The sequence below is a fragment of the Alteromonas sp. BZK5 genome (assembly GCF_014349115.1).
GTDB lineage: Bacteria > Pseudomonadota > Gammaproteobacteria > Enterobacterales > Alteromonadaceae > Alteromonas > Alteromonas macleodii.
Genome location: NZ_JACSOE010000032.1, coordinates 1 through 16694 on the forward strand (window position 1 = coordinate 1; position 16694 = coordinate 16694).

The following is a 16694-nucleotide window of genomic DNA, read 5'->3' on the forward strand; positions in this document are numbered from 1 at the left end:
GTTAAACCATTTAACTTTGCCAACCGCCATACTTCGACTTCCTCTTAATCCTTGAACTCACGAGTATATGCCCCCATTATAGATCCGGAGACACGGTGGAAAGAGTATTGATTGTAGCTGCTACGCAGTAAGTTATGTCGTAGCTAACGTGCAATACTCAAAACCACTATACAAAATGTAGATTTTTTAATCATATTATGTCAAGGGCAAATGTGAATAAATTTATCCAAAAGTTTGTACACATATGTGCCATTAAACCACTATTATTAAGTTATGAGTAAAGACAACGCTATTAGTATCGAAAAGGAAAAACAGAAAGACGCGCAGCGACAGAAGCCGCAGCCGCCTCCCATGTATAAAGTGTTGTTGAACAATGACGACTATACACCGATGGATTTTGTCATTGAGGTACTCATGCAGTTTTTCAATATGGACGCTGAGAAAGCCAACCAACTTATGCTGACCGTTCATTATCAAGGAAAAGCCGTGTGTGGCATTTTTACTGCTGAGATAGCAGAGACAAAAGTGATGCAGGTTAATCAGTACGCACGCAAACATCAGCACCCGCTGATGTGCACGATGGAGCAGGCATAAGGTTTTTTGTAGAGGGCGAGCAATATGTTAAATAAAGAATTAGAACAAACGTTAAATAACGCGTTTGTATTTGCCAGAGAGCATCGTCATGAGTTTATGACGGTTGAGCACTTGTTGTTGGCATTGCTTGATAACTCAGCTGCTCGCGATGCGCTCAAAGCATGTGGTGCCGATATTGAGGCAATTAAAAGCGAACTGTTAGCTTTTGTTAAAGATACTACGCCTCTCATTTTAGATGACCAGTTAAACGAACGCGAAACTCAGCCCACGCTCGGTTTCCAGCGCGTGCTGCAGCGTGCGGTATTCCACGTTCAGTCGTCTGGTAAGGACGAAGTTACTGGCGCCAACGTACTTGTTGCTATATTCAGCGAGCAAGAGTCTCAGGCCGTTTATATTCTCAAGAAGGCGGATGTAACGCGCTTGGATGTGGTGAACTTCATTAGCCATGGTGTAAGCAAAGCGGATGATGATGAGCCCGTAAACCCCGAAGCGTCGGAAGAGGCTGAAGCAGGCGAAGAAGGTGGCTCAGCATTAAGCAAATACGCAACTGACCTGAATCGTCACGCGAAAGACGGCAAAATAGACCCGTTGATTGGCCGCGATTCGGAAGTAGAGCGCACTATTCAAATTCTATGTCGTCGTCGCAAAAACAACCCGCTGCTAGTAGGTGAAGCGGGCGTAGGTAAAACGGCGATCGCAGAAGGTCTTGCATACAGAATCGTTAACGAAGACGTGCCTGATGTTATTGCTGAAAGTACCGTTTACTCACTGGATTTAGGTGGCCTTCTTGCTGGTACCAAATACCGTGGTGACTTTGAGAAGCGTTTGAAAGCAATTCTGAAAGAGCTTGGCAAAGACAAGAACGCCATTTTGTTTATTGATGAAATCCATACCATTATTGGTGCTGGCGCTGCGTCGGGCGGTGTAATGGATGCGTCAAATTTACTTAAACCTAAGCTATCAAGCGGTGAACTACGCTGTATCGGCTCAACCACATATCAAGAATATCAAGGTATTTTTGAAAAAGACCGCGCCCTTGCACGTCGTTTCCAGAAAGTTGACGTTACTGAACCTAGCGTCAGCGATACCACAAAGATACTGCTTGGCCTTAAGAGTCGCTACGAAGAGCACCACAATGTGCGTTTCACACAAAAAGCGATTCAAGCTGCGGCGGAATTGTCGGCTAAATACATCAACGAGCGTCACCTTCCAGATAAAGCCATTGATGTAATGGATGAGGCGGGTGCAAGCCAACGTCTGTTGCCGCCTTCTAAGCGCAAAAAAACGATAGGTGTGGGCGATATTGAGCAAATTATTGCAAAAATGGCGCGTATCCCTGAGAAGTCTGTATCGGCTTCTGACAAAGAGGTGCTTAAGAACCTTGGCCGCAACCTTAAAATGGTCGTGTTTGGTCAGGATAAGGCTATAGAGACGCTTAATGACGCTATATTGCTATCACGTTCTGGACTTGGAGCTGAAGCAAAACCAATTGGTAGCTTCTTATTCGCCGGTCCAACTGGTGTTGGTAAAACAGAAGTAACCCAACAGCTGGCTAAAATCATGGGTGTTGAGCTTGTACGTTTTGATATGTCTGAGTACATGGAACGTCATGCAGTTAGCCGCCTCATTGGTGCGCCTCCTGGTTACGTTGGTTTTGATCAAGGCGGTCTGTTAACAGATGCGGTAATCAAAAACCCGTACTCAGTAGTGCTGTTAGATGAAATTGAGAAAGCGCATAGCGATATCTACAATATTCTTCTTCAGGTTATGGACCACGGTACGCTGACTGATAACAATGGACGTAAGGTTGATTTTAGAAACGTAGTGTTAGTGATGACCACCAACGCAGGTGTTCAAGAAACGGTACGTAAATCTATTGGCTTTAAGCAGCAAGATCACAGTCACGATGCGATGTCTGAAATCAATAAGGTGTTTACACCTGAATTCAGAAACCGCCTGGACGGTATTATTTGGTTTAACCATCTTGATCCTGAAATCATCTTGCAGGTGGTAGACAAGTTCATTATTGAGCTTCAGGCACAGCTTGACGTTAAAGGCGTGTCGCTAGAGGTCACCAGTGCAGCCCGCGCTTACATGGCTGAGAAAGGCTATGATAAGGCAATGGGTGCACGTCCTATGGCGCGCGTCATTAAAGATGACCTGAAGAAAGAGTTAGCGAACGAGCTATTGTTTGGCGAGTTATCTAAAGGCGGAAACGTTAAAGTAGACTGCGTTGATGACAAACTTACCTTTGAGTACACAGGTGTAGGTGCAACGTCTGAAGAAGCAGAGCCAACCTAATGTAATAAAGCATGTAGCGCTAGGTAGAAAGACTAATGTCGTCTATCAAGCGCTAAATCTTCGTTATTAACTTTGTTTTTAGCGATAGTGCTTCGAGGATGAAATAGGTAAAACCCAGATACGAAAAAGCCCGATCTTAATCGGGCTTTTTTTATGCGTTACCGCTTAAATGGCTCATTATCTTGCGCGATAAACGATACGACCTTTGGTCAAATCGTAAGGAGTCATCTCAACGGTGACCTTATCGCCAGTAAGAATACGGATATAGTTCTTACGCATTTTACCAGAGATGTGTGCAGTCACTACGTGACCGTTTTCTAGTTCAACGCGGAACATAGTGTTAGGTAGCGTGTCTAACACAGTACCTTCCATTTCAATACAATCTTCTTTTGCCATGTAAAGCAGTTACCTCAGTAATTCAAAATTTTTGCCGCGCAGACCTTACCCAATCTTGGGTTCGGTGTAAAGCAATTAAGTGGGTATTTTACTATTTTTGCTAAATAGATGCCATTCATTGTCACTAAACTGCTCAAATGGCAAAAATTTGTGTTTATAAGACATTTTTTGACAACCCTCTACGTAATAGCCCAAATAAACATAGTGGTGGCCTAAACGCCTCGCTTCCTCAATTTGCATGAGTATCATCCATGTACCTAAAGATGCAGAGCTATACTCAGGGTCGAAAAACGTGTAGAGCGCAGAGAGTGCACCCATATGTTCGTTAGCATCGACGACGTCAGTGACAGCCACTGCAATGAGCTTGTCGCCATCATAGGCCTCTAGGTAATGGGTTGTCATCCAATCACACAAAACGAAATTTTCGAACTGGGTTCGTGACGGCGGATACATACTACCGTCGGCATGTCGCTCCGTAATGTAGCGTTCATACAACGGGTAGTATGTGCTTTTAGTTTCACTAACTAGCTGAACGCGAAACCCTTGGTTGGCCTTTAACAGCCTTTTTTGACTGCGAGAGGGGGTATAAGCATTCACCGGAATTCGCACCGACTTACATGCCTTGCAGGCTGGGCAGTGTGGACGGTAAATTTGTTCACCGCTTCGTCGAAATCCCACTTGAATAAGTTGCGAGTATCGCCACGCCTGAAAATCATTGTTTTCGGCGTATACTAATAATTGCTCTTGCTCATCGGGCAAATAGCTACATGAAAATGATTGGGTTATACCAAACTTCACGGAGTAATCACTCTTGGCTTCCAACGATTAAGGTAGTCTTCTGACAGCCTACCGTCTTCAGTTAAAGTGTGGTTGTTGTTTTCCAGTTTTTCAATAAAGTTTTCACGGGATAACACGTTCGCACCAAGGGATGCCAAATGATCGGTAGGAAGCTGGCAATCAATAAAGGCCATATCGTGAGACTTCATGTGCTCAACCAACGCCATCATAGCAAGTTTTGACGTATTACTTTCCCGGTGAAACATCGATTCACCGCAATATACCTTGCCAATTCCAACGCCATATAGTCCACCCACCAATGTTTCGCCGTCCCAAACTTCCACAGAGTGTGCTAAACCCAGACCATTGAGCTGCCGGTAAGCCCCAATCATGTCATCGGTAATCCATGTTTCGCTATTGAGTTCACCTGTGTTTGGGTTTTTACGAGGGGTTGATGAACAGGCTTCAATTACTCGGTCGAACGCATAATTTAACGTTACCGTGTATTTTTGTTTTCGAGCAAGCTTCTTAAGGCTTTTCGATGCGACAAAATTGTCGAGTTCAATAATGGCTCTGGGGTCGGGTGACCACCACAACAGCGGTTCGTCATCACTGAACCAAGGGAAAATGCCCTGTGAGTAGGCAGAAAATAAACGTGCAGGGCTGAGGTCGCCACCAAATGCTAGCAGGCCGTTAGGTTCGTCTAATGCAGTGTCGACTGGAGGGAAGGGCGCGCCTTCTTCGATGTAATGTAACGCTATCATAATCGGGCCAGAAAAAAGCCCCACTGAACAGCAGGGCTTGGGAAACAGTATTAACCTTGTTCAGGCATCGTACCGTCTAAGTATTTTTCAGCATCTAACGCCGCCATACATCCTGTACCTGCTGATGTAATGGCCTGACGATAAATATGATCGCTCACGTCACCTGCAGCAAACACACCTTCAACGCTTGTTTGCGTCGCATTGCCGTTTGTACCGCTGTTTACAACGATATAGCCATCTTTCATTTCAAGCTGCCCATCAAAGATATCGGTATTCGGTTTGTGACCGATAGCAACGAATAGACCCATAACATCAAGCTCTTCAGTGGCATCACTGTTCGTATCTTTAATACGGACTTTGGTTACACCCATTTCGTCACCGAGCACTTCATCTAGTGTACGGTTTAAGTGCAATACCACGTTACCGTTCTCTGCTTTATCACGAAGGCGTTGCTCAAGAATTTTTTCACTTCTAAAGCTATCTCTTCTGTGAATAACGTGTACTTCTGATGCAATGTTTGAAAGGTAAAGCGCCTCTTCAACAGCGGTGTTACCACCACCAATTACCGCTACTTTTTGATTGCGGTAGAAGAAACCGTCACAGGTTGCACAAGCAGATACACCTTTACCCATAAACGCTTGCTCTGATTCAAGACCAAGGTATTTAGCTGAAGCACCTGTAGCAATGATTAGTGCGTCACACGTATAAGTACCGCTATCTCCGTAAAGCGTGAAAGGGCGCTTCGAAAAGTCGGTCTTATTGATGTGATCGAAAATAATTTCAGTATCGAACTTTTCAGCATGCTTTTGCATACGAACCATTAGATCAGGACCAGTAAGGCCTTCAGGATCGCCCGGCCAGTTTTCTACTTCTGTCGTGGTAGTAAGCTGTCCGCCTTGTTGAATACCAGTTAACAGTACAGGTTTAAGGTTTGCACGTGCAGCATAAACCGCTGCTGAATAACCTGCAGGGCCTGAACCCAAGATAAGTAGACGGACGTGTCTGCTTTCTGCCATTTTCCTCTCCAAATAATTCACCCAATAGGGTTACTTATAAAATTTCTCTTAGAAAGCTAGGTAGGGGCGAAAATCTGTAAATCAAGCTCAACACCTAGTTACTTTTATTATAGTAATTTGCCAGCGCAATATCTGCAGGTCGTTATTCACTTGCTTTAACAAAAGTAACAACAAAGCCATGCAGCACAATGTTTAGGCTTAAGCGCTATATGATGCCTTTAAGCGAGAAAAATGTCACTTAAAGATAGATTGAACTTATACCTTTTAATTATTAACGTAGGGGGTATTAGTTACACAACACCGATCTTCACAGCAGACCAAAAGGCAGCCGCCACATCAACGAAACTTAATTAACTACAGTGCAATCGTATTTGATAAGATCGATGTTGATAGTTTATCGCTGTAATTACGTACTGATTTAGAAGAACCAGTTTGTATTAGCCAAAAAGCGGATTACAATTTAGTTATAACTATCGAATAATGACGTGAGTGATATCAGTATTAATGCTGATAGTAAGGTTTATCAAAGAGGTGAGGCATGTCTCAATCAATAATGACAATGTTGAAAAACGGTCAGCAGTACATGAAGACATGGCCTGTAAGAAAAGAACTCTATGCCTTTTTCCCAGAGTGTAGAGTTGTTGCAGCGACTAAGTTTGCAATTAAAACCATGCCGCCAGTGGCAATGGTTTCATGCGCGCTGCTCTATCAGAGTTTAGGCGCCGATTATCTACCTCAAACCATTACCATAGGTGCTTTCTTCTTAAGTCTGCCTATGCAAGGTTTGCTTTGGCTAGGACATCGCTCTGACCAATACCTTCCACCACAACTGAAAAGCTGGTACCAAGAAATCCACTCAAAAATGCGCTCGCAAGGTGTGGCTATGACCAATGCTAAATCAAAACCAAAATATAAAGAGCTAGCGCAACTTCTTAAGACAGCGTTTAACGATTTAGACAACGCATTTACTAAACACTGGTTTAATTAACAGCACGTATCCTGTAAATACCGCTCGCCAGACAGCGTCTTGGGTCAATTGGCTTTTAGGCTGCCAACGGCTGGTGCGCGAAGCAAGGCCTGACACTTCCTACATTTGTATTGTGCCCCTTTTAAAATATTATTGTGTCTGCGTGTACTTAGCGCATAATTGTCACAGTCACACACATAATGAAAAGTGCGGGCTACCCGTTTCACGTCAAATTGATGGGTAGCATTAGGCGTGCAGTTAAATACGCTGCGCATTACCGACTGCCATTCTTTGCCGTGGGGCTGAACTCTGCCAAACAGAACCCATACCAACAAATGGCTGACTTCGTGTGGTACCACGTCACTTAAAAAGGCATCGATATTATCTTTAAACAGAAGTGGGTGAAAATTCACGCGGTTTTGCTGTAAAAACGCAGTGCCCGCATTTTTCCCCGACCGTCTAAAAGTGATGGTAGGGCGCTTGAACGTTTGCTTGAAGTATTGCTCTGCTTGCTCATAGCAATAAAAAACAGCGTCGGTAATAACGCGACGCTGTTCTTGAGTTAAGTCATTTGAAGCGATGTTGCTGCCTCTGTCTTTTTACTGTTTCTACTTATTTACTGCGCGTAATTATTTAACGTCACAAGGTAAACATAGCACGTAGGTACCCTTAGGGTCGTTTAGTTGGTTTACTAAACTGAACTCTTTAAGTACGCGCTTAAATTCATTTACCAGTGCAGAGTCTGCATGGGCAAATTGCCATTTGCCCACAAACGTCATTGCCTGGCCAAAGAATTCCTTCCAGAAAATTTCCTGGGCACTCAGCGTACGTTGTACGTAGAACGTATCATAATTCTCTAGCTCGGCGAGCTCGGCCGCAGCAACTACAGCATCGTCAACCGTGCCAAGCTGGTCTACCAAGCCAAGTTCAATTGCATCTTCGCCAATCCACACGCGTCCTTGGGCAACACTATCCACTTCTTCTACCGACATACCACGAGCATTTGAAACCAACGACAAGAAGTTTCCGTAAGTGTTTTCAACGTTGCGCTGAAGAATCTGACCGAATTCTGGTGCTAGTGGACGCACAGTAGAGAAGCCTGCAAGCTCTGTAGAGCCCACACCGTCACTGTGAATACCTAAATAATCCAGTGAATTCTCGTAGGTCATAAACATACCAAACACGCCAATCGAGCCTGTAATTGTGCTAGGGCTTGCAATTATTCTATCGGTACTTGCTGCAATCCAATAACCGCCTGAAGCTGCATAGGTGCTCATGGAAGCAATAACGGGCTTACCTGCTTGTTGTAGCTGCAACACTTCCTGACGGATAATTTCAGAGGCGAATGCGCTGCCTCCAGGAGAATCAATCTGAAGAACCACTGCTTTTACGTTGTCATCAAGACGAGCCTTACGCAGAAGACGCGCAGTGCTGTCGCCACCTATAGTACCGGCTTTTTGATTACCGTCTAAGATGGTGCCCTTGGCAACTACAATCGCCACTTTATCCATGTCTGACTCGATAACTGGCATAGGCGGGTTAACAACTTTAAGATAGGTATTGAACGAAGTGAGGTTAACGCCGTGATTGTTTTCATCTTCACCGACTAACTCAGTAAGCTCCAATCTTACTTCTTCGCGGGTCTTCAATGCGTCTACCCAATTATTCTCAAGCGCATACTGTGCGAAATCGCCGCCTGCCGCTTCAAACTTTGCTAATAAACCTTCAAGGGTCTCGTCAAAGTTTGCTTCATCGATACCGCGAGCTGCTGCTACATCCGCTTTGTATTGCGCCCAGTAACCATCTAACCACTGTTTCTCCGCTTCTTTTGCTTCTTCAGACATATCATTTCGCATGATAGGCTCAACAGCAGATTTATAAGTACCAACCCTGAAGATATGCGTGGTTACTTTTAACTTTTCTAGCATGTCTTTAAAGTACATGCCATAACGGCCGTAGCCTTCAAACATTAACCCGCCCATTGGGTTCAGATAGATGCTATCAGCGTGTGCTGCCAAGTAATATTGGTCTTGGGAAAAGTAATCACCAATGGCATAAACGGGCTTTTCAGATTCTTTAAATGCGTCAATAGCATTAGCTACGGTGCGTAACTTGTCTAAACCACCGCCGGTAAGACCGTGAAGGTCAAGAACCAAAGCTTTAATACGGCGATCTTTTTGCGCATTTTCAAGCACTTTCACTACATCGCGTACCAGTACTTCTGGGTTTTCAGGTTCACTGCCTAGCGATTCTTGTAAGAACTGTTCGAAAGGATCAATGCTTTCTTTTTCTATAACTAGCTTGCCGTTAAGCGTAAGAAACAAAGCACTGTCTTTGTTTACGGTAAACTGTTCATCGTCCTGACCAGTTATTGCGATTATCAATCCAACAAAAATAACAATGAATATCAAATTAAAGAAAAGTTTGCGGGTGAAGTTAAGCACCGTCCACAAGCCAATAAACAAGGATTTAGTCCAATTTCCTTTGGCTGCCATTTTAATCACTACCTTTTTTTGAATTAACTAACCAGAGCAAGATAGATCAGGCATACCTTACTCACGTACTGCATTCTATTATGTTACCTAAATCGAGTAAGATCGCGAACTTAATTGTAATTTTTTGTGAGTGTCTTTGTTTTCGGCGACTTACGATGACTTTTATTCTGCGTTCTTTTTTTCGTCTTGTTCCAGCCACTTTCGAATGAGGGAGGCAATACGTTTGTGACTATCCTCGCTCATCGTCATAAGAAATTTTCCATTCTTTGCTTTATAGCCGGTTTTTCCATGGCCCTTTTTCATTAGTCGTAAAAACGGTGAGGGCTTATTTTCGCGCGATGAAATTTTTTTCATAAAGTGCCGTTCTTATTTCTTAATCACACAAAGTAGGCAAAAGAATGACACACATTTACCAACAAATCGTAGCCCGACTGCAAGTGGCAGATGGCATTCCTTTACTTTTATTGCGCTTGTATTTAGCACCAGTGATGATACAGGCTGGCTGGAATAAAGCATCCAGTTTCGACAGTATTGTAGATTGGTTTGGTAACGATGATTATGGGCTTGGTTTACCAATGCCTTTGGTAATGGCGTTCTTAGCTACAGCGGCAGAACTCGTGGGCGGTGTTCTATTGTTATTGGGTGCATTGACCCGCTTGGTGAGTATTCCCTTAATGGTAACCATGATAGTCGCTATGGTGAGTGTTCACGCTAAGAATGGATGGCTCGCTATTGCTGATGCGTCTTCATGGCTAGCTGACGGTACAATCTTACTGAATGAAAACATTATGGCTGCGCCAGAAAAGCTTGCGGCAGCTAAATCATTGTTACAAGAGCACGGCCATTATGACTGGCTTACTTCCAGCGGTAACTTTGTGGTACTTAACAACGGCATCGAATTCGCAGCTACCTATTTTATTATGCTTTTAGTTTTGTTTATCTATGGTGGTGGACGCTTCTTTAGTGTCGATTTCTATGTGAATAAAGCCATGCGTTCTAAAAGTAACTAGGGACGCTCCATTTCCTGTACAAAAGGCCGGAATTTTCTGGTCTTTTTCGTTTATGAACCGTAGGATCTAGCATTCAGGTTAGGTAAATTATTGTTGTTGGCACGCTTGTCTCGATTGTGAAAATCGAAGCGTGATAATAGCAACGCGAAAAAATAAAGTAGGGACGTAAATGGACGCATTAACATTGTTACTCAACAGAAGTTCTCAGCCTCGATTGGAAGCGCCAGCACCTAGTGGAGATGCCTTAGAGAATATTATGCAGGCTGCACTACGTGCCCCAGACCATGCTTGTCTTACTCCGTGGCGTTTTATCGTGTGCACAGGAAAAGGGCTGGATAAGCTAGGTGCACTGTATGAACAATCTGCTATTGAAAATGAAAAGTCGCAGAAAGAAATTGAACGTGCCGTGCAGCTTCCTCACCGCGCACCTATGGTTATCGTAGCCATTGCCAAGCATGTTGAACATGAAAAGGTACCGCGTGTTGAGCAGATAGCGTCGGCAAGCTGTGGCGTTATGGCGATGCAAATGGCAGCAGTAGCACAAGGGTTTAACGGCATGTGGCGCACCGGTGGCTACGCACACTGTGAGACGGTAAGAAACGGATTAGGTTTAAGTGAAGAAGACGAGCTGGTAGGTTTCTTGTATTTAGGAACACCAGCGTTTGAGCCTGCACCTAAACCGCAAAGAAATAGTAACGACTACTTTGAATTCTGGCAGTAGTTGATACCTATTGGAATAAACTGCCGCATTAGATAGCTAGCGGCGGGTAAGAAGGGTCTTATTTTTACAGGCAGTATAAAATAAGACCCTCATATTTTACCTAGAAAGATAGGTCTACATTATAACCGGCGAACTTCCTGATATTAATAACGCGATCGCCATCTAGCATCCAGTATTGCCCCTTAATCCCTTGTAACACGCCACTAAACGATGGTGTTTTATCGAGATTCAATGACTTTATCTTTACCGGATAATCTTCAACTGGGTAATGAATATCATGGATAGGCGTAGTCACTTTTGATACTGCTTGAAGCCCTTTTTCTTGCTTCAGCGCTTCTAGCTCACTTTCAATTTTACCCATTAATTCGCTTTTGACCTGTTCTAAATCAACCTCCTCAGGTTTGCCCTTTAACATTGTTCGCCAATTGGTTTTATCTGCAATGTGATCCTTGCATAACGTTTCAACCAAACCACTGGTAAGCCTGTCAGGAACTCGCAGCATTACGGTAGCTTGCGTAGCTCCTTGATCCATCCATCGTGTAGACACGCCTTCGGTAACTTGACGAGTGATGCCCACTTTTACCGTACCTGTGTTAGCCAAATAAACAAAATGCTCACTAAAGCAATGTTCTTCACCCCACTGAGGTTCTCTGCACGTCCCTTCGTGGTAATGGCACTTTTCTGGCTTAATAATGCAGCTATCGCATTGTGCCAGCGATATCAAACACGGGTAGCAGTATCCTTGGTTGAAGCTTTTTTTGGTTTTGCGGTTGCAGTGAACACAGTTGATTTCACCAGAGTAGGTTACCGTTACTTCCTTGCCGATAAGAGCATTGATATCTACCAACTCATCACCAATTGGAAGCGAGTAGTGCACGGTATTGTTTTCATCGGCAGTGGTACGCATTTTTCTGAGCATACCCGAATATGTAGTTGTCACTTGTTAAAACCTTAATGCTTTGAGACTTTCTTTAGTTTATTCAGCTTTTAAAATTAGGCTGTTATTCGCTTAATTCGCCGCGCAAGTTTTGCGTTAATAGATGGCTTATTTCCTCAAAAGGAAGCCCTTTACTTAATAAGTAGTGCAGTTTCGCGAGGGCAGCCTCGGGCGTCATATCGCTACCCGATAAAACTCCTACTTCTTGTAGGCCATGGCCAGTGGCATAGCCACCCATGTTTACGCGACCGCGCATACACTGGGTACAATTCAAAACAGGAATTTCTCTGGCTTTTGCGTATTTTAACTGTGCAATAAGCTCAGGGTTCTGAGGTGCATTGCCCACACCATAGCTCAGTAAAATCAGTGCATTCACCGGCTGCTGCAGCGTGTTTTTTATGACCTCCGGCGCAATACCTGGATACAAACTAACCATGCCGATCGGTTGGGCTTTGACGTTCGATACCGTTAAGGTGTTATTTGGCGTCTTCGCTAATTCACCGGCTTTCAGACGAATGTTAATGCCAGCTTCTAATAGTGGAGGAAAGTTAGGGGAGTCAAAGGCACTGAACCCATCTGCATCTACTTTACGGCTGCGGTTGCCACGAAGTAGTCTGTTGTTGAAGAACAGTCCGACTTCGGCAATGGGGAAGTTCGCGGCAACGTATAATGCGTTTAGAAGGTTGACTTGGCCATCTGAACGAAGCTCTGCCAATGGAATTTGAGAACCGGTAACAATGACAGGTTTTGACAAATCCTCAAGCATGAAACTTAACGCCGAGGCGGTATATGCCATGGTGTCTGTACCGTGCAAAATAATGAAGCCATCATACTTGTCGTAGTTGTCGGCGATATCATCGGCAATACGCTGCCAGTCAGACGGATCCATGTCTGATGAATCGATAAGGTTATCGTATTCATGTAGTGTAAAAAGGGGCATTTCAGAACGGTGAAACTCCGGCATCTTTTTCAGTGTGTCTGACAAGAAGCCTGCAGCGGGTACGTAGCCTTGCTTAGATGGCTTCATACCAATAGTTCCACCTGTATAGGCAATGTATATATGTTTGCGCATGAAATGACCTTACCCTTAATTTGGGAATACTTTTCAAAAGGGGATAGCGTAATTTGACGGGCATTCTAACAATACCCACGGGTTTGTCACCCTGAAATACGAAGGCACAAAAAAGCGGTGAAGATCACCGCTTTTATTCTGTATCAACTTTTTAGCAACGCTAGGCTGAGCCCTATGCTGAAGTTAGGTACTACTTAACTTCTTTACCCGCTGCTTGTTGGTCCGCATGGTAGCTAGAGCGAACCATAGGACCACATGCCGCATGGGTAAAGCCAATTTCTTTTGCGTAGTCACCAAGGGCGTCGAATTCCTTAGGGTGTACGTAGCGCTTAACCGGGTAGTGGTGACGGCTTGGCTGAAGGTATTGACCCAGCGTAAGCATGTCCACATTGTGAGCGCGCAGATCATCAAGTACGCCTTGAATTTCTTCGTTCTCTTCGCCCATACCCATCATCAGACCAGATTTGGTCATCACGTCAGGGTGTTGCGCTTTAAACTTCTTAAGCAAATCCAACGACCATTGGTAATTCGCGCCAGGGCGACATTCACGGTATAAACGCGGGATCGTCTCTAAGTTGTGGTTGAACACATCAGGCACGCCGTTTTTGAAAATCTCAAGTGCACGATCCATACGTCCACGAAAATCGGGTACTAATACTTCGATTGTCGTTGTTGGACTGTGTTCGCGAATGGCGTTAATACAATCTACGAAATGCTGAGCGCCACCGTCGCGAAGGTCATCGCGGTCAACAGAAGTAATAACCACATAGCGCAAATTCATTTCTGCAATGGTTTTAGCCAGCTTCTCAGGCTCTTCTGCACTCGGAGGCAGTGGTTTACCGTGGGCTACGTCACAGAAAGGACAACGACGGGTACAAATATCACCAAGAATCATAAAGGTGGCTGTACCGTGGTTAAAACACTCGGCAAGGTTAGGACAACTCGCTTCTTCACACACAGAGTGAAGATTGTTTTTGCGAAGTGTCTGTTTGATGTGATCAATTTTCTCGGTAGTACGAGGAAGCTTGATTTTAATCCACTCCGGCTTGCGCAGCATTTCTTCCTTTTCAGTAGGAATAATAGTGACGGGAATGTGTTTTACTTTTTCATCATCACGGAGTTTTATCCCCGCTTGAGGTCGTGCATTACTCATCAAAACCTTCTTTGTATGTTGGCTGTGCAATGGAAAGCGCTTCTAGCAACAAATGCGTTAATTCATTACCAGCGGTCTCAAGCGCAGTTGGACCATTGAGGCGCGCGGTATCGATCATTTCCATACCGGCATAACCGCAAGGATTAATACGCTGAAACGGTGATAAGTCCATATTAACATTTAAAGCTAAGCCATGAAACGAGCAGCCATTACGTATTCTTAAACCTAATGAACAAACTTTCTTCTCATCGACGTATACGCCAGGCGCATCGGGCTTTGGATACGCGGTTACGCCGTATTTTCCAAGTAGTCCGACCACAGCTTCTTCCATAGCAGTGACTAAATGGCGAACACCTAGCTTTCTACGCTTTATGTTTAGCATCAGATAAATTACTTGTTGGCCTGGACCGTGATAGGTCACCTGGCCACCTCGGTCAACCTGAACAACAGGAATATCACCAGGCATAAGTATATGTTCAGCTTTGCCTGCTTGTCCTTGCGTAAAGACGGCATCGTGTTCAACAAGCCAAATTTCATCTTGGGTGTTTTGGTCTCGCTCATCGGTGAAGCGTTTCATTGCCTCGAAGATAGGCTCATACGGCTGACGCCCTAACTGACGCACTATAACGCCGTTTGCGTCAGACGCTATCGACTGCTCATTCACTTAAAGTACAACCCTAACCAGCTCTAATTTGGCAAGTTCAGTGTAAATGGTTTCCATGTGCTCTTTGCTGGTTACACGCACACTGATAGACACCGAGTGGTAAGTACCTTTACTACTTGGTTTTACGTTAGGCGAGTAATCACCTGGCGCGTGTTGCTGAAGGCAGCTCACTACCTGTTGAGGTAGGTCTTCATGAGCAACGCCCATGACTTTAAACGTTTGGTTTGTTGGAAAATCTAGTAATTCGTCGAAACGGGTATCCATGCGATATCCTTGGTACTTAAAATATCATATAAAAAAACGGCCAGATTGTAACAAATCTGGCCGCTTCACAACTAGCTTTTTAACGTATTCAGTAAAGGTGTTTACTCGTCGTCAAATCCTAGCTGAAGCATAATGTAGTCTTTCATGCGATTAAAGAAGCTGCCTTCTTTTACTTCTTGAAGGGTAACTAGGGGATAACTAGCCACATCTTCACCGTCTAGTTGTAGATAAAGTTTTCCAACAACCTGACCTTTTGCAAGTGGTGCTTCAAGCTTGTCATCAAGTTCGAAGTTAGCTTCTAAATTAGCCGCCTGACCGCGTGGAATAGTAATGGGGGTAGATTGATTAATTCCAAGGTCTACTGTCTCTCTATCACCCATATAGATGCGGTGAGCAACGAAACTATGACCAGCTTGGTATGGCGTAAGTGTCTCGTAAAAACGGAAGCCATACTTAAGTAGCTTTTTGTTTTCAACTTTACGTGCACGTTCGCTATCAGTCCCCATAACTACAGAGATTAGACGCATACCGCCTTGCTCTGCAGAAGTGATTAGGCTGTAGCCCGCATCAGACGTGTGGCCAGTTTTAATGCCATCAACGTTTAAGCTTTTGTCCCACAACAGGCTATTGCGGTTGTATTGCTTGATGCCGTTGTAGGTGAATTCCTTCTCGCTATAAATCTTGTACATTTCTGGCGTTTCTGCGATAAGCGCGCGAGACAGAATCGCCATGTCACGAGGGGTAGTGTAGTGATCAGGGTCGTGAAGACCGTGAGCATTAACCCAGTGAGAACCACTCATGCCAAGTGATGCCGTGTGTGCATTCATCATGCTGGCAAAAGCAGATTCTGAACCTGCTACGTGTTCTGCCATAGCAACACAGGCGTCGTTACCTGACTGCACAACAATGCCGCGTAGTAAGTCACGTACTGAAACTTGTGTACCTACTTCAATAAACATTTTTGACGAGTCAGGGAATTTCTTCGCCCATGCGTTTTCCGAAATAGTTACTTCGTCGTCTAAGCTGATGTTACCGGCCTGTAGTTCTTTGCCAATAACATAAATAGTCATTATTTTCGTTAAGCTCGCAGGAGCAAGCTGCATGTCCGCATTTTTAGATGCAATCACATGTCCCGTTTCAAAGTCGGTAAGAAGAAAACCTTCTGCGGCAACTGAAGGAGCAGGCGGAGTGACTACGGCAGCATTTGCTGCGTGTAGTAAAGTGCCTATCACCAAAAAGGCAAATGAAAGTAATGACGGTTTAGCGCGTTGAATTATTCTGAGCATGGTTCTAATTTCTTTGACCGTTTTATCCGTGTGAGTTAAAGCTTACCCTATTGTTGCGATGACCGCGAAACGATGACCGCAAAACATGGCTACCCAATTTTAGCTTTTGTCCAGTTCGTAACCGAATTCTGTTGTTTCACCTACTTATTAGCTGAGGTGACGAGAGATCTTAACGAAAGGCTGCTTATAAGACTAGGTTTTATCAAAAAAGTTTACGCGATTGTAGGTATTAGGCGAAGAAACCGTGATATTGCCTGCTGAATGACACAATGCTGCC

General features: G+C 44.3%; 18 protein-coding genes. 5 read left to right on the forward strand and 13 right to left on the reverse strand.

Going from position 1 to position 16694, the window contains the following annotated elements; all coding sequences use genetic code 11:
- Positions 1–273: 273 nt before the first annotated feature.
- Together clpS and clpA are read left to right on the forward strand one after the other, a co-directional pair.
- Positions 274–594, forward strand: a complete 321-nt coding sequence (gene clpS, locus BIZ39_RS10980) for an ATP-dependent Clp protease adapter ClpS (RefSeq protein WP_014949331.1) — start codon at positions 274–276, stop codon at positions 592–594.
- Positions 595–618: 24 nt separating this feature from the next.
- Positions 619–2895: an ATP-dependent Clp protease ATP-binding subunit ClpA gene (clpA, locus tag BIZ39_RS10985; RefSeq protein WP_014949332.1), complete on the forward strand. Its 2277-nt coding sequence runs from the start codon at positions 619–621 to the stop codon at positions 2893–2895.
- 177 nt (positions 2896–3072) lie between these two features.
- Here the strand turns inward: clpA and infA are convergent, their stop codons facing one another.
- From infA to trxB, 4 genes are all read right to left on the reverse strand, one after another.
- Positions 3073–3291: a translation initiation factor IF-1 gene (infA, locus tag BIZ39_RS10990; protein WP_014949333.1), complete on the reverse strand. Its 219-nt coding sequence runs from the start codon at positions 3289–3291 to the stop codon at positions 3073–3075.
- 75 nt (positions 3292–3366) lie between these two features.
- Positions 3367–4089 (reverse strand): arginyltransferase, encoded by a 723-nt coding sequence (locus BIZ39_RS10995; protein ID WP_187446971.1) that lies wholly within the window; start codon positions 4087–4089, stop codon positions 3367–3369.
- A complete protein-coding gene (gene aat / locus BIZ39_RS11000; protein ID WP_061486964.1) occupies positions 4086–4832 on the reverse strand; it encodes a leucyl/phenylalanyl-tRNA--protein transferase in 747 nt (248 codons plus the stop codon). Before aat ends, BIZ39_RS10995 begins: the two co-directional genes overlap by 4 nt.
- Before the next feature lie 50 nt (positions 4833–4882).
- Complete coding sequence (trxB, locus tag BIZ39_RS11005; protein WP_014949336.1) at positions 4883–5848, reverse strand: thioredoxin-disulfide reductase; 966 nt, start codon at positions 5846–5848, stop codon at positions 4883–4885.
- Positions 5849–6386: 538 nt separating this feature from the next.
- On the opposite strand from trxB, the gene yfbV reads away from it, so the two are divergent.
- On the forward strand, positions 6387–6836 hold the full coding sequence (gene yfbV / locus BIZ39_RS11010; protein ID WP_014979203.1) for a terminus macrodomain insulation protein YfbV: 450 nt from the start codon (positions 6387–6389) through the stop codon (positions 6834–6836).
- Positions 6837–6880: 44 nt separating this feature from the next.
- On the opposite strand, the gene BIZ39_RS11015 is transcribed toward yfbV, so the two are convergent.
- The 3 genes from BIZ39_RS11015 to BIZ39_RS11025 form a co-directional block, all read right to left on the reverse strand.
- The gene (locus tag BIZ39_RS11015; RefSeq protein WP_316248255.1) at positions 6881–7396 is read right to left on the reverse strand and encodes a SprT family zinc-dependent metalloprotease; all 516 of its coding nucleotides are present in this window, start codon (positions 7394–7396) and stop codon (positions 6881–6883) included.
- 48 nt (positions 7397–7444) lie between these two features.
- The gene (sppA, locus tag BIZ39_RS11020; RefSeq protein ID WP_187446972.1) at positions 7445–9310 is read right to left on the reverse strand and encodes a signal peptide peptidase SppA; all 1866 of its coding nucleotides are present in this window, start codon (positions 9308–9310) and stop codon (positions 7445–7447) included.
- 162 nt (positions 9311–9472) lie between these two features.
- Positions 9473–9664 (reverse strand): hypothetical protein, encoded by a 192-nt coding sequence (locus BIZ39_RS11025; protein ID WP_014949340.1) that lies wholly within the window; start codon positions 9662–9664, stop codon positions 9473–9475.
- A 44-nt stretch (positions 9665–9708) separates the two neighbouring features.
- Between BIZ39_RS11025 and BIZ39_RS11030 the strand changes: the two genes are divergently transcribed.
- Together BIZ39_RS11030 and BIZ39_RS11035 are read left to right on the forward strand one after the other, a co-directional pair.
- On the forward strand, positions 9709–10320 hold the full coding sequence (locus BIZ39_RS11030) for a DoxX family protein (RefSeq protein WP_061094913.1): 612 nt from the start codon (positions 9709–9711) through the stop codon (positions 10318–10320).
- 169 nt (positions 10321–10489) lie between these two features.
- The gene (locus tag BIZ39_RS11035) at positions 10490–11041 is read left to right on the forward strand and encodes an NAD(P)H nitroreductase (protein WP_014949342.1); all 552 of its coding nucleotides are present in this window, start codon (positions 10490–10492) and stop codon (positions 11039–11041) included.
- A 100-nt stretch (positions 11042–11141) separates the two neighbouring features.
- On the opposite strand, the gene BIZ39_RS11040 is transcribed toward BIZ39_RS11035, so the two are convergent.
- The 6 genes from BIZ39_RS11040 to BIZ39_RS11065 all read right to left on the reverse strand — a co-directional run bounded on the left by BIZ39_RS11040 (position 11142) and on the right by BIZ39_RS11065 (position 16417).
- Complete coding sequence (locus BIZ39_RS11040) at positions 11142–11981, reverse strand: DUF2797 domain-containing protein (protein ID WP_187446973.1); 840 nt, start codon at positions 11979–11981, stop codon at positions 11142–11144.
- Between the two features lie 61 nt (positions 11982–12042).
- On the reverse strand, positions 12043–13050 hold the full coding sequence (ansA, locus tag BIZ39_RS11045) for an asparaginase (protein ID WP_187446974.1): 1008 nt from the start codon (positions 13048–13050) through the stop codon (positions 12043–12045).
- 190 nt (positions 13051–13240) lie between these two features.
- Positions 13241–14203 carry a lipoyl synthase gene (gene lipA / locus BIZ39_RS11050; RefSeq protein WP_014949345.1) on the reverse strand — a complete coding sequence of 321 codons (963 nt, stop codon included), beginning with the start codon at positions 14201–14203 and terminating at the stop codon, positions 13241–13243.
- On the reverse strand, positions 14196–14867 hold the full coding sequence (lipB, locus tag BIZ39_RS11055; RefSeq protein ID WP_049588698.1) for a lipoyl(octanoyl) transferase LipB: 672 nt from the start codon (positions 14865–14867) through the stop codon (positions 14196–14198). The genes lipA and lipB overlap by 8 nt, the downstream gene beginning before the upstream one ends.
- On the reverse strand, positions 14868–15131 hold the full coding sequence (gene ybeD, locus BIZ39_RS11060) for a DUF493 family protein YbeD (RefSeq protein ID WP_014949347.1): 264 nt from the start codon (positions 15129–15131) through the stop codon (positions 14868–14870).
- A 101-nt stretch (positions 15132–15232) separates the two neighbouring features.
- Positions 15233–16417 (reverse strand): D-alanyl-D-alanine carboxypeptidase family protein, encoded by a 1185-nt coding sequence (locus tag BIZ39_RS11065; RefSeq protein WP_187446975.1) that lies wholly within the window; start codon positions 16415–16417, stop codon positions 15233–15235.
- Between the last annotated feature and the right edge of the window lie 277 nt (positions 16418–16694).